The organism is Pseudarthrobacter sp. AB1, from assembly GCF_014926485.1.
Lineage (GTDB): Bacteria > Actinomycetota > Actinomycetes > Actinomycetales > Micrococcaceae > Arthrobacter.
Genome location: NZ_PZKO01000066.1, coordinates 87,923 through 101,133 on the forward strand (window position 1 = coordinate 87,923; position 13,211 = coordinate 101,133).

Annotated in this window: 13 protein-coding genes; 11 read left to right on the forward strand and 2 right to left on the reverse strand. The window is 60.1% G+C overall.

Going from position 1 to position 13,211, the window contains the following annotated elements; genetic code table 11:
* The first annotated feature begins 208 nt into the window (after nt 1-208).
* The 10 genes from DAD99_RS18080 (at nt 209) to DAD99_RS18125 (ending at nt 9,026) form a co-directional block, all read left to right on the forward strand.
* Nucleotides 209-424 (forward strand): AlpA family transcriptional regulator, encoded by a 216-nt coding sequence (locus DAD99_RS18080; RefSeq protein WP_193342613.1) that lies wholly within the window; start codon nt 209-211, stop codon nt 422-424.
* Nucleotides 424-738 (forward strand): helix-turn-helix domain-containing protein, encoded by a 315-nt coding sequence (locus DAD99_RS18085; RefSeq protein ID WP_193342614.1) that lies wholly within the window; start codon nt 424-426, stop codon nt 736-738. The genes DAD99_RS18080 and DAD99_RS18085 overlap by 1 nt, the downstream gene beginning before the upstream one ends.
* Complete coding sequence (locus DAD99_RS18090) at nt 735-1,376, forward strand: hypothetical protein (protein ID WP_193342615.1); 642 nt, start codon at nt 735-737, stop codon at nt 1,374-1,376. Before DAD99_RS18085 ends, DAD99_RS18090 begins: the two co-directional genes overlap by 4 nt.
* Complete coding sequence (locus DAD99_RS18095) at nt 1,373-2,917, forward strand: phage/plasmid primase, P4 family (protein ID WP_193342616.1); 1,545 nt, start codon at nt 1,373-1,375, stop codon at nt 2,915-2,917. The genes DAD99_RS18090 and DAD99_RS18095 overlap by 4 nt, the downstream gene beginning before the upstream one ends.
* A 68-nt stretch (nt 2,918-2,985) precedes the next feature.
* Nucleotides 2,986-3,273 carry a hypothetical protein gene (locus tag DAD99_RS18100; RefSeq protein WP_193342617.1) on the forward strand — a complete coding sequence of 96 codons (288 nt, stop codon included), beginning with the start codon at nt 2,986-2,988 and terminating at the stop codon, nt 3,271-3,273.
* 188 nt (nt 3,274-3,461) lie between these two features.
* Nucleotides 3,462-3,911 carry a hypothetical protein gene (locus DAD99_RS18105; protein WP_193342618.1) on the forward strand — a complete coding sequence of 150 codons (450 nt, stop codon included), beginning with the start codon at nt 3,462-3,464 and terminating at the stop codon, nt 3,909-3,911.
* Nucleotides 3,902-5,257, forward strand: a complete 1,356-nt coding sequence (locus DAD99_RS18110; protein WP_193342619.1) for a relaxase/mobilization nuclease domain-containing protein — start codon at nt 3,902-3,904, stop codon at nt 5,255-5,257. The genes DAD99_RS18105 and DAD99_RS18110 overlap by 10 nt, the downstream gene beginning before the upstream one ends.
* 1,733 nt (nt 5,258-6,990) lie before the next feature.
* Nucleotides 6,991-7,704 (forward strand): hypothetical protein, encoded by a 714-nt coding sequence (locus DAD99_RS18115; RefSeq protein ID WP_193342620.1) that lies wholly within the window; start codon nt 6,991-6,993, stop codon nt 7,702-7,704.
* A 97-nt stretch (nt 7,705-7,801) separates the two neighbouring features.
* Nucleotides 7,802-8,281, forward strand: a complete 480-nt coding sequence (locus DAD99_RS21880; protein WP_227008207.1) for a hypothetical protein — start codon at nt 7,802-7,804, stop codon at nt 8,279-8,281.
* A complete protein-coding gene (locus DAD99_RS18125; RefSeq protein ID WP_193342621.1) occupies nt 8,274-9,026 on the forward strand; it encodes a hypothetical protein in 753 nt (250 codons plus the stop codon). Before DAD99_RS21880 ends, DAD99_RS18125 begins: the two co-directional genes overlap by 8 nt.
* 128 nt (nt 9,027-9,154) lie before the next feature.
* Here DAD99_RS18125 and DAD99_RS18130 read toward each other — a convergent pair whose 3' ends face one another.
* Both DAD99_RS18130 and DAD99_RS18135 read right to left on the reverse strand, forming a co-directional pair.
* On the reverse strand, nt 9,155-9,478 hold the full coding sequence (locus tag DAD99_RS18130; protein ID WP_193342622.1) for an Lsr2 family protein: 324 nt from the start codon (nt 9,476-9,478) through the stop codon (nt 9,155-9,157).
* A 162-nt stretch (nt 9,479-9,640) separates the two neighbouring features.
* Nucleotides 9,641-10,300 (reverse strand): Helicase associated domain protein, encoded by a 660-nt coding sequence (locus tag DAD99_RS18135; protein ID WP_309233379.1) that lies wholly within the window; start codon nt 10,298-10,300, stop codon nt 9,641-9,643.
* Nucleotides 10,301-10,935: 635 nt separating this feature from the next.
* On the opposite strand from DAD99_RS18135, the gene DAD99_RS18140 reads away from it, so the two are divergent.
* Nucleotides 10,936-13,170 carry a putative transposase gene (locus tag DAD99_RS18140; RefSeq protein ID WP_193342623.1) on the forward strand — a complete coding sequence of 745 codons (2,235 nt, stop codon included), beginning with the start codon at nt 10,936-10,938 and terminating at the stop codon, nt 13,168-13,170.
* Nucleotides 13,171-13,211 lie beyond the last annotated feature (41 nt).

A 13,211-nucleotide genomic window follows, 5' to 3' on the forward strand; every position in this document is an offset into this window, starting at 1 on the left:
GTTGGCATATCGTCGTGAACGCGTGCATAGCCTGTTATCTGTGTACAATCGTGATGAGATGTAAGACGCCCCGAAAACTTCACAAGGGGAAGGGAGAACGATCTCCCGCCAAGTGGATGCGCACCGCATGGTGCACAGCTGACATAGAAGCCTGAGATGACTCGTCAGCTGATCCTCTTGCCGCTGAAAAGCAGCAAGGGATTCATTTATGTTTACGTCCATCTCCATTTCCAGCAATCTGCTCACTCCTGCCACGCTCGCTGAGCGCCTCGACGTTAACGAGCGCACTCTCAGTGAATGGCGAATCCGGGGTTGTGGCCCCGCGTACATCCGGCTGGGCAAGACCACCCGGTACCGGACCGAGGCAGTCGATACCTGGCTGCTTGCCCAGGAACACCAGAGCACCGCCGAAGAGGTGCTCTGATGAGCGCCGTCGCATCTATCACCACTCCATACATCGCCCTTCAAGCTGCCGCCGAGCGCAGCGGCTTCAGTGTCATCACCCTTCGCCGTTATATCCGTGACGGACGCTTGCCCGCCGTCAAGATCGGTGGCAAGGTCTTCGTCACCGAGACTGATCTTGATGCCTCCATTGCACCCCAGGCGATCGTCCCGATAACAGAGGACTTGGAAGCCTGGGCTGAGCGCATGGCAGCGGCTGCACCGCCGCTGAGGCCCGAGCAGCGTGACCTGATCGTCTCGACGTTCGCATCTGCCCTCGGAGGTGTTTCGCGATGACGGAAACAACACCTGAGTCACAGCCGGCAGACGTCGAAGCTGCTCGTGTACCGATTGCGGCAAATACAGCTGCTGCTGCGGCCCCCGCCAAGGGGGAGGCTGCTGCCAAGGGCGTGGCCGCCGAGGCTCTTCCCTTATCCGCAGGACAGCGCGCCCGTCTCGCCTCCCTACTGGCAGTTGCCCAGCCCATAACCGCGCCGACAGCTAATCCGATGCCGGACGGCCACGGTGCCGCAGCTGCCGCTGCTAGCCTCGATGACCGGGCCGCAACTGCTTCTGACGGTCCGAAGGCCAAGGGAAAGTGTGACGCCGGCGTTGCTCAGCCGCTCACCACTCAGGATGAGGCCTATTTTGTGGCCCTCTTAGGCCTTTTCACTCTGTCCAGGCTCAGCGAGCTGGGTTACGGCAGCGCCACTACCCTTCGTCAGCACATCACTGACGGCCGTCTGCCCGCCTGCAAGTTCTGGGGCCGGTATTGGCTGCGCCTGGCGGAAGCTGGAGCAGCGGCTGGAAAGGCCCCGGGCGACGTCGATGACAGCGTTGCTGGCGCTCTTGTTCAGCTGGATGCCGCTCTGGCTGGCCTGACCAAGCGGCAGCGCGCCCGGATAGCTTCGCTTCTGGGCGGTGCATCGGGATGACCGCAACAAAAAGCCGCCCCGTCAGAGACGAGGCGGCCCAAAAAGCGTTTGGCGGCGCTGATGATCACTTTACAGCAGAACAGGCCAAATCGCTGATGGCGACGGCGATGATGCACCGAGGTCAGGTCCGAATCGCACATGAGTTCGCTGCCAACAACGTCTCAAAACACATGCACGTCACCGGTCTGGGTTGGTTAGTCTGGACAGGCAGCCATTGGGCAGAGGACGCAGGGGATAAGCAGTCGCAGAACAGCGTCATGGCAACGATCCGCCTGATGGCGGGTTATGCCCTAGGCGACAAAGATCTGCTCGGCGATCTGGTGAAGTGTCAGAGTGCGAACGGTGTCAAGGGCGTGCTTCAGCTAGCTTCGAGCCTGCCGGGGATTGCCGTGCGTGCCGACGAGCTGGATGCTGACCCGTATCTGCTGAACTGTGCGAACGGGACCCTGGATCTGCACGGGCTTAGCCTGCAGCCACACGACCCCGCCGACAGGATCACGAAGGTGTGCAGGGGTGCGTATGACCCATCTGTGACCTCGTCACTGTGGGCTGCATTCCTCGAAAAGAGCCTGCCGGACGAGCCTGTGCGCGGATACTTTCAACGTTTTGCAGGACTCGCGCTGATCGGCAAGGTCTTGGAGCATGTCTTCACAATCGCGACGGGTGAAGGTCGCAATGGCAAGGGTGTTGCCTACTTGGCGCTCACCTACGCACTTGGCGACTACAGCCTGATCGCCGAGCCGAGCTTGTTCGAGCAAGTCAAAAGCAACCCGAACGCGGCCAGCCCGGCATTCCTTGCTCTGAGGGGTGCGCGGTTCGTGGTGCTCTCCGAGACGGCAAAGACCGCACGTGTCGATGCGGCCCTGATGAAACGGCTGACCGGCGGGGACTTGCTCACGGCTCGATCGCTCTACGAGAAGAAGGCCGTGACATTCGAGGCGTCGCACACATCCCTGATGGTGACCAATCACCTGCCTTCACTGCCAGCCGACGATCCTGCTGTCTGGGCCCGCATGCGGGTGATCCCCTTTGACGTTGTCATTCCACCCGAGGAGCGTGACACGCGGCTGGGGGAGAAGCTGGAGCTTGAGGCTGACGGGATTCTGACGTGGATGGTGCAAGGCCTCGCTGCCTATCTGGCGAACGGTTTAGGGGAGCCAGACGAGGTCTTGAAGGCGACGAGTAAGTACGCGAAGTCGCAGGACAAGGTCAGCCTGTTCATCGACGAGATCTGCACCGATGCGCCTGCCAACGGTGGTGACACGACGAAGATCCTGCACGACGCCTACATCAACTGGGCCATTAGCGAGGGAATTGCGAAGCCTCATCAGCTCGGATCGACGGACTTCGGCCACGCTCTCGACAAGCTCGGATTCGAAAAGAAGAAGACCAATCGGGGCGCCGTGCGCACGGGACTGGGCGTGGATCACCGCGGAGCCATCATGCAGATTGTCCTGCCGCAACCACCAACGGGCGACACAGCGCATGGGGATCTGCGCGTCGGCAATTCCGTTGGCCAAGGCATCCCGTACAGCGAGTAAAACCAATGACACCCGAGCCGGTCGAGAACCGGCTGAATAACCAAACACCGATGCCAAGGAGGCACGACATGGACACGTTTGAGGACACCACAGCAGCACCGTCTAGCAGCACAGGTTACGACGGGACGGGAATAACGGGCCCGGAACGTCACAGAGCAAAGCAGGCCGTGACTTCCACTGCGAAGCGCGTAGCCGAGGCCGAAGAATTGCTGCGCAAGCGCAAGCTCAAGCTTCGTGAAGAGCAGGAGCTCATGGTGCTGCGCAAGGTTGCGGCGGAGCGTCTGGGCAGCGATTGGTCAGCTAAGAATCGCAACGCGATCTTCGATGCTCTGATCGTGGATTTCGCTGTCGCTTAGGAGGGGTTGGGGTCCAGGGGCGGGGCGAAGCCCCGGCCCCTGGCAAGCCGAGTTTGTAGGAATGAGCGAAGCGAAATGACTACAAAATCGATGCTTGCCAGTCCAGTTGCTACTCACCCCAATTGCCGAAGGGACATTGAGTGGCAACTGGACACATGACGGGTGGAGACCGATACAAGGGAGATGCGATGACGAAGGAAACGAAGATACCGAAGGAGCGGGCGGAACACGTCATGTCTTTGCGGCTGACGGACACGGATCGGAAGCTCGTTCTGCATGTCGCATGCGCGCTTGGCGTGTCTGAATCGAAGGCTGCCCGGCTCATGCTTCGGCGAGCCGACGGTGGTGCGGCAGCGGCGAATGCCGCGCCGGTCATCGAGGAATTGCGCGCGGATCTGGACGACGCTGTGCGGGCGTTTGGGCTGTTGTCTCGGTCGCTCGACAGGCAGGGTGTATTGCTCAACCAAATTGCAAGAAAGGTCAACGCCGGTGCAGCCGTGGATGCGGAAGCAGGCGAGGCGCTCCGCGCCTGTCACCGGGAGTTCATGAGTGCACAGTGGGCGCTCGAAAAGAAGCCCGGGCAGATCATGAGTCGGCTCGGGCTTGTTGAGCTTTTGGAGGAAGACTCATGGCAGTAACGTCCATCACCGCGACGACGAGTTCCTCGCGGTTGTGCAGCTACGTACTCAACGGCGTGGCGCATGACGGCAGTGGAGAGCGCCGCTATTTATTTGCGTCGGGCATCGGTTGCTTCGCGCCGATCGCGGCACAAGCGTTCGCGATAACTCGTGCTGTGCGCAGTCAGCAGAGCATCATCCGACAGGCCTACTCCGTCGTTCAGTCCTTCAGCCGGGAAGAGTTCGACATGGACGATCTGGCATCGGGGGAGCGCGTTCATGAGCTCGGGCTGGAGCTCGCGCGGCGTACGTTCCCTGGCCATCAGGTGCTTGTCGTGACGCAGCGTGATGGTAAGTCTGGTCTGCTGCACAACCACATCGTCGTATCGAATATCTCTGACCGTGATGCCGAGCTGGTTTACCGGCGGAAGCCACGTAGTAACTCGTTCCGCGACAAGGTTGCACTGATGCAGGGGGGTAGTCTCGACGGCTTGATTGAGGTACGTGAGGAGCGTCCCGCTGGGCGCGCGTTCTCATCGGCGATGGGAAACCGGCACCGTCTGGCGCACGTCAATGACGAGCTGCTGGCCGATATGGAGTTTATGCACAGCCTGGGTCTGGGGGCCTATGACAACAAGGCGCGCATGGCAACACCACCAGAAAAGGTGACCAAGGAGGATCGTGCCAAGCGCGAGCAGGGTGATTACGTCTGGCGTGACGACCTCAAGCTGATCATCTCCGAGGAGCAACGTCGGGCCGTGTCAGTGGGTGATTTCCGGGACCGCCTCGCAGCTCGCCGCGTTGAGCTTCGTGAGCGTGGCAAGGAGAAGCACTTCTCGTACGGGTTCATCGACGCCGAGGGGAAGGAACGACAGGCCCGTGCCCTGGGAACCCGTGGACTGGGTGCGACTTTCGGTCGCGAAGCAACCGTCGCCATGCTGCAACCCGAACACGTTGCCAAGGGCAAGGCATCGCATCGGTCGGTTGCCGCTCCGAAGCCCGTAAGAGCACCAAAGGGCCGTACAGGGTCGCTCACGGTAGTTGTTGGTCCTGATGCGGCCCGAGACAGCCTCACAGCCCCCCTTGTGGCCGCTCACCCCGATGGTTCATGGATGGATGACGTGACGGCCGATATCGATGTGGTGCTGGATGCGGATGAGGAACGTCCTGAGCCTGTGTCCGCGCCTGAGCCGCCTGACTTTGGACTGGATCATGCTGTGGCTCCAGAACGTCTGAGAGAGCCGGCTGGGGCCCGTGCTCCAGCTGTGAAGAGATCTAGGGTTGTCATGACGCCCAAGCAGAAACGCGCCTTGGCTCTGATCGAGGATGATGGGAAACCTGGTGATAAAGACGACCGCTCGCTATAGCAAGCCGCACACCTGTTTCCAGGATGTGTGAATGGTCCAGGGCTGCCGCATCAAAAAGAGGTTGGGGAGTGCGCCACCTTGCACACTTCCCCAGCTTTTCCGTTCTTGATACCCCACATCAATCAAACACCCCACCGCGGAGCTACTGACAATCAGAAACTGCCGGCCTTCGGCCGGGTTAGCCAGGCTGACCGGGGGCTCAAGAGAGGGGCAAGTGACGTTAGTGACGTACTAGACCTTAACTTTCCACATGCGTGCGTATGAGAACTTAGGGATCTGAACATCACTAACGTCACTGATGCAGAAGGTGATTGCAGAAGTGCTGAAAAACTAGGAAATAGGTTGAACCGGCGAACATTGTGGATGGAAGCCCCTGATATCCATCTGGGCGCGTTCCGACGAGGTCACGTTGTGCAAGGCGATGAGCCGGTCCGCAGGTTGCTGTGGGAGCAATTTTAGGGGACACCGCAGAGTGGTACTCCGTCGTGAGCCGTTCCGTTAGTGTGTTGGCTCGAGGGAACCGCACTCCCGGACCACCTGGTGAGGGGTGGGGCCTTTGCGCCAGTGAGTCGCCAACCGCCCCCGCCCCTCACTCCCTTTAACGCCGTGCTTTCAAAGACAGCGTGGCGCTCGAAGAGCGGCGGTGATGAAAAAAATGCAGCCCGAAGGCTGCAATGTTGTGGACGACTGTGACCAGAACGTGCCCACGAATGACCAGTATCGGGCAGTAAAAGGCAAGAACACAGAGCATCCAGTGCAGGACAGCGAAATCAGCGCCGCCAGGCGCGCCATGCAGCGGTTAGCCCGGAAACGTGTTGTTTTTGGCCGTGAACTGGTCGGAAGCTGCCCACAGACCGCCCACGGTTGGCTACAGGTGATTCTGGGACGAGAGAGCAGCCCACTATCAGCCCCTCTGTGGGCTGATAGTGGGCTGTGATTGATCCTGGGGGATTTTGAGGACCGAAAATAGGCCAATCATGCCCAGAAAGTGGCCATTAGTGGCAAAGGGTCCGTCGAATGAATCTATTCTCAAAAAACAGCAGCCCCGCTTGATCCGGAGATCAAGCGGGGCTGCTGTTTCGGGGTTCAGATCCAGCTGACTGTCAGCTCACGTCGCCGTTGGACTTGGGCTCCAGGCGCCACTCCCGCACGGAAAGACCACCGACAAAGTCCCACTCTTCGCGGCACTTGTCACAGAGGATCCGCACGTCGTGTTGACGGAAGCCGGGTGTTCTGTCATTTTCCCTGACAACTTTTCCGTCGCCACAGGGACACACGTACTCATAGATCTCGATCGTCCCTGGGCCTGCGACGAACCCATCTCTTGGCGCGGCTCCCAAGGGCATCATGAATGTGCTCAACTACTTCTCAGAGGCGCCTAACACCCACTCCTCCCACCAATGGACTCGTTCGTGAACCGCTGCTGACCATTTCTGGGCCTAGGCGTACCCAACCCGTAGCCGTTGGCACCGGCCTCAACCAGGTGCGCACTCAATTTCATGCGAGTGTGACACGCCCCCATGGGATCGATCCAAAAATATCTGCTTTTGCGCGTTTCTTTTGGTTTATCAGCCTGAAAAAGTCCTGATCGCAATAGCCCCAAGCGATCGCCGCAAAAAGAGACCTTCCGTTGATAAACCAATATAAAACAGCATGTCCGGCTTGTTATTCCCACGAATCCACCGCAGCTTTCGGTAAAGGCTAGGCAGTCGGCAGCGGTTATTGTCTTGGCTATGCATGAATCTCCAGACCCAGCCTTCGTACTAATGAAAACCGGCCTTGAGGCATATCGACAAGGGATATTCCCAAAGGAGGATTTCATTAATCTCCTCATGCGGGAGATGGCCGCAGCGGAGGACGAAACGGTGATGAACTTCATCGCCGAGGCCCAGAACCAGGACCGGGAAGGTGATCTCTCCTTCGAAGCGACACGCATCTACAAGCATGTCCGACGCTGGGAGTTCCCGGAGGAACCAGAACTATCCAAAGTGTTGCCTGCAGCGATCGGGTGCACTCTCCCGGAGCTGATCCAATCCCTTGCCCGTGCGGCGGGACAGTTAGGACGGGTCCGCAACAGGCTTGTAGGTGTTAACGTCCGCCTCGACCTTCGTGACACCGACGTGGCCGTAGAAGAGTCGCTGCGCCTGGTCACCGAAGAACTGCGAGTCCTGGAGCGAGCATGCCGAAAGATAGGTGACGGAAGCGGTATTGCACCATTGCCCGACGATGAAGGCGAGGACCTGCCTTCGTGGACGTCGCCCGCCGGTTCACCATTGTCCCCGAGACAAATCCTAACGCTGGCGGTCCAGGCCCTATGGAACTACCCTGACTTCTCTGTCACATACGCAGAGGGTCTTCGGGGGCACTCCACGCCGCCCCAGCTGGTCACAAAACGAATTACCGACAGAGAGCAACAGCAGATCCTGGAAACGGAAAATCGGGATTGAAGAGCCGACGCGAAAAGCCATGTCGCGGCCCTGCCCAGGGTCCGACAGTGCGCCGGGAGTGGTCTGCCGTTTCTGCCGCCAAGACTTGGAGTCATAAGTGAAAGAGTTTGATCTTTCCCCACAGCGTGCTGCGGGGCTGCGGCGGGCGCAAACACTGGCCAGGAAGATAAATCTTCTTCTGGACACCATCAGGACCGAGTCTGGTCAGCCGTTTGACTACCCTGCGATACGCGACGCCGCTCAGGAAGAGGCCGGCTACTACATCTCACGGACCCGGTGGTCCCTGCTCAAGAGCGGCAAAGAACAGGCGGTCCCGGAAGAGGCACTGCTTGCTCTCGCCACTGTTTTCGATATAGCTCCGCAATACCTGTTCCAAGAGGACGGGGAACTGCCCCATCAAGTCAAAGCCAACCTTGAACAAGCCCGGATGAGTAGGCGCGCGGAGGTGCGACATTACGCCGCCCAAGCCCTCGGTCTGCTGGACCCTAAAGCGTTCCGGGCAGTGGCCAAGATCCTTGATGAGGAAGCCCGAGCCCTTAGCGGCCGGAGTGAATATGGAGTGGGGTGCGATGAATGATCAGCAGATGCAGGAGATTACCGACAGGGTTGTTGCTGCCCTGGAGGGGCTTTCATCAAGCGATCCAGGGTGGTGGACATACGTTGCCGCACTGGCGTCCGTCGCTCTCCTGGCCGCGGTTATCGGGGTCACCGTGGTCGGACTCCGGAACCTGCGACAAAAAGAGAGTGCTTCCAAGCCCAACGTGGCAAACGACGCGAGAAATCTGCGGCGAACGCGTGAGAGTGACGCCATGACCGAGTGGTGGACACGCGCCCAGTGGGCCCTGAATGCCACTGCCTCGACCAACGACACGATGTTCTCCTACGGCATCGGTATCCTCGGGGTTCTGGCCAAGAGTGATTTGGCCAACTCCGAGGAAAAGTCGCTGTTCGATACTGTCTGGAAAGGGTCCGGCACGAGAATGCGGGACGAAGAGATCCGGCACCTCCTGGAGCAACACCGGGACGCCGCCCGGCAGGAGAAGGGCGGACCGCTGATTGGACACTCTTCTATACGAGAATTAAGCCGCCCGGCCACAGCCAACGATCCGCCGGTATTTGGAGAGAATGGAAGCAGCGAGGACGAGTCTCATGGGTACCCCCAAGCAGACCACCAGGCGCACAAGGACGAGGTGTTTGCCACGTTGCGACGCGAAATCCTCGCGGCGCGGCTGAAGGTGACCCTCGACGAGCAGTTGAACCGTGAGACTTCCCCGACGGTGAAGTCTCTAGCTCAGATGAAACTGCCGCCGATCGTCAGATAAACAAATCAGGGCCAGAACTCAAATGAGTTCTGGCCCTGATTATGTTTGTGGATCTGGTGATTGGGGAGTCTTAGCCGGGTATTAGCAGATACCCGTCAGGCGGTAGCCATTTCCTGGCCGGTGCTGGCCTAATTCGCAGCCTGGTACTTTTCGATGATGTCCGACTGAATACGGCCGCGGGTGTTGACCTGGAAGCCATTGTCGATAGCCCACAGACGGACAGCTTTGGTGTCGATACCGCCACCTGCAGATTTACGACCGGCCGGTCGACCGCGGCCACCGGAAGTCTTACGGGCGGCCTGGGTAAAGCGTTCCAAGGCTTCACGGAGTTCCGCAGCGTTGGTTTCATTCAGGTCAATCTCGTATTCGGCCCCATCAAGGGCGAACGTGATGGTTTCACTGGCTTCGGAGCCGTCGAGGTCATCCGACAGGACCACTATGGTTTTTTGCATCTACTTAGCCTACTGCCCAATAGGAAGTAGGACGCTTCCCTTCGAGGTTACGAGTAGGCCGGGCGCCATCCGGACTAAATGCTTAACGCTTCATTCACTCTTGGCAGTCTTATCGATTAGCGCTTAATACCAGTGATAACGGGATTATTCACACTGGTTGATTCAAGATTCTGGCGTCTTGCGGCCGCCCCGGTGGCCCCTGCCTTCACGCCACCCCGGCAGCAGCTCGTTCAGCTTCTCTTTCCGTCCGGGGGTAAGCGTGCCGTCACGGTGGTTGATCCGCTGCCCGTGCAGCCAGATTCCCAGGGTGCGTTCATGGACGTCATCGGTTTTCTGGTGGCGTGGCCATTCGTTCCCGGCGGTCCTATAGTCAATGAGCTCCTGCAGCCGCTGCTCCCACCGGGCCTCATGACGGTCCTGGTAGGACGGTCCGGCATCCCAGCCAGGTATGACGCTCAGCCCTTCACGAAAGGTGGGGGAGATGGTGCCGGCAGCCGAAAGCTGCCGCTGGCGGTACAGCCACGCCCCCAGGGCCCGCTCTCGCGCAGTGTTCCCGCCAGTGGTGGGCAGCCGTCCTTCGGCGGTGAAGAACGCCACGACGTCATTCAGGTTCCGCAACCCGGCAGTTGGGCGGGTGACGGCCCCCCGGGCCGCCTTGTGCTCGTCCCGGAGCCCCGGGTCTGTTTTGAAGGCGATACCAAGGTGGTAGCGAACCGTGCTCTCGGCAATGCCTTCGATGATTGCAATCTTCGGGGAGGAAATGCCCTGCCGGTACATCTGTACGAGTTCAGGATCAGGCGCAGGCCTGTGCTTCTTTGTCACTGCCGCTGTGTATCTTCCCGCGGTGGCTGAGCTCGCTTCAATTCAGCGATTCGAAGCCGGAGGAAGATGATCGCCAGGACCAGAACATAAATCGCGAGGCCAATAAGCACAGCCATGACGACCACGTACAGAACTGGCAGGATGCCAAAAACTCCAACGGTATTCACCGGATTACCCCCAATACTTGTGTGATTGCCCCAGCCTACGTGACACCTTTTCCTGGCGTTTGCAGGTGGAAAATCGGGAACGGATCCGGCGGCTCGATCGTGGGTGCCAGAGACTTCGGTTATGTACCTCGGCAAGGCAAGTCAGCGTGCTAATGGTGGAGGCTTTTGGGACCGAATCAACGAATAATCGATCGCTGGCCAAGGGCAAAAGCATGGCCATGGTGGAGGCGAATACATTTGGCAGTTAGCCGACGCCAGACATCTGCTGGTGGCATGGAAGGTCACGCCAGGCGGGACGGAAAAGAAGCTTGACGAGGCCCAGGACTCTGGACATGGTCGGTAGGTAGTTTTTGTGCTTCCTTGGATTTGCGGTGTTTTTGGTTGCTGGGGGCTGTTAATTCAATCCGTTCTGTGAGAAAATAGATTTGTGATGATTTTCTTGTGCGGGTGGGTGAAACAATGACTTCAATGACGATTCAACCTGCCCTGCCCGTCCTGGAAGAAGTCGGTGCAGCTCTCATTGGAGACGCAGTGGCGTTCTTCGATGGCAAGGCCGCTGGTGGAACGGTTTTCATCAATGGATTCAAGTCTTTTGAATGGCCGGCTGGCCGGGAAGACTTACGACGTTTGGCTGCGGCCCAGCTGGTACAGGTCGGTGCGGCCCAGGTCAATGAAGTAGCTGCCGGGTTCGGGGTGACACCGGAATCCTTGCGTCGCTGGCGCAAGCTGCTCACCAGCGAGGGCCTGGCGGCCCTGGTGCCGGAAAAGAAGGGCCCCAAGCGTGCCTCGGTGTTGACGGAGACGAAAGCTGAAGAGATCCGTGCCTACCGTGCCACCGGGGCAAGCCTGCGTGCCACTGCCGCTGCAACAGGGGTCTCCACCGACACCGTCCGGCGCGCCGTGACCATGGCTGGCAGCGAAGATGCCGCACCCAGTGCCGACGCAGCGCCCGCCCTGACGCTCTCAGAGCCGGTCCGGGAGGAGCTTCCGGTCCTGCCGGCACCCGTTGCCCGTGCCGTGGAGCGTGCCGCCGCGGGCGTAGTGGAGTGCGCGGTCCCGGCGTTCTTCCCGGCCGCCCGTATCCCGCATGCCGGGTTGTTCCTGGCTTTCCCCGCCCTGGAACGCTCCGGTCTGCTCGAGTGCGCGAAAGCCACCTATGGTGCGTTGCCGAACGGGTTTTACGGGCTGGAAACAATCCTGATTGATGCGGTGTTGCGGGCCCTGGCTGGGGAAACACGCGCCGAGGGCGCAACCCGTTTCGGCCCGGAGGACCTCGGGCGGGTCCTGGGTTTGGATCGGGCCCCGGAGGTCAAAACGATCCGCCGCCGGATCAGCCAGCTCGCCGAAGCCGGCCACGCGCAGGAACTGATCGCGGCCCTGGCATCCCATCACCTGGGCAACCTTGGCCCGGGCGGGGCGAACCTGGCAGCGATCCTCTACGTTGACGGGCACGTGCGCGCCTACCAAGGCACGAAGAAAATCGGGAAGTTGTACTCGACGAGGTTGAAGTTCCCGGTCCCGGCGACCGAGGAAACCTGGGTCAGTGACGCCCACGGCGCCCCGGTGTTTGTGGTCATGGCCGAACCGGGCGCGTCCCTTGCCGGGGAACTGCGCCGGCTCCTGCCCGAACTCCGTACCGCGGTGGGAGATTCCCGGCCGGTGTTGGTCGGCTTTGACCGCGGTGGCTGGTCACCAGCATTGTTCAAACACATGGCCGGGAATGGTTTTGACGTGCTGACCTGGCGCAAAGGCAAGACCGAAGACATTGACCCCTCCCTGTTCACCGAGGTCACCCACGTTGACGAGCACGGCGAAACGAGGGCCTGGTTGGCGGCGGACACGCTCGTTGACCTGCCCCTGGCAACAACGACGAAAAACAGTGGGGAAGTGTTTCAGCTCCGACAGATCAGCCGGATCGTGGCCGCGACCGGGGGCGGAACCCGGCAAATCCACATCCTCACCACCGACGACCATTTGTCCACCGGGGAGGCGATCCACCGGATGGGGAACCGGTGGCGACAGGAAAACCAGTTCCGCTACGCCCGAATGCACTTCGACCTGGACTCCCACGATTCCTACACCAGCACCGATGACGATCCGGAGCGTATAGTCCCCAACCCCGCCAAAAAGAAGGCCTACCAAGCAGTCCTCGCCGCCAGGAAATACTACGCGGACGTCACCGCCAAGGTCGATGCCGGCGAACTTGCCCTGAAAAACCCACCCGCCGGCACCCGGGACTTCCTGATCACCAACGACATGATCAACCACCTCAAAGCACCACTCTGGACGGCCGAAACAGCACTCACCCAAGCCGAAGCCGCCCACGAGGCGTTACCGGCACGGGTCCGGCTCGGTGACCTCGCCCCCGGCCAGCAAGTACTCGACACGGAGACGAAACTCATCCATCACGGCATCCGCATGGCCGCCTACAACACGATGATGACCCTCGCCCGGGAGATCCGCACCAACACCGGCTACAAACGGGGTGCCGACGAAGCCCACGCCCTCATACGCCAAGCCTTCAGCCAACCGGGAGACATCGACCCCACCGTCCCAGGCCACCTGACGATCACCCTGGACCCACTGCCCACAAAAGCCAAAACCAACGCCCTCGCCGAACTCTGCGAACACCTCACCAGCACCGAAACCCGCTACCCCGGCACCAACCTCACCCTGCACTACAAAATCAAGACGAAGGCCTGAAACCCCACACCCGAAATCTCACCATGTCCCGAGTCCTGAGG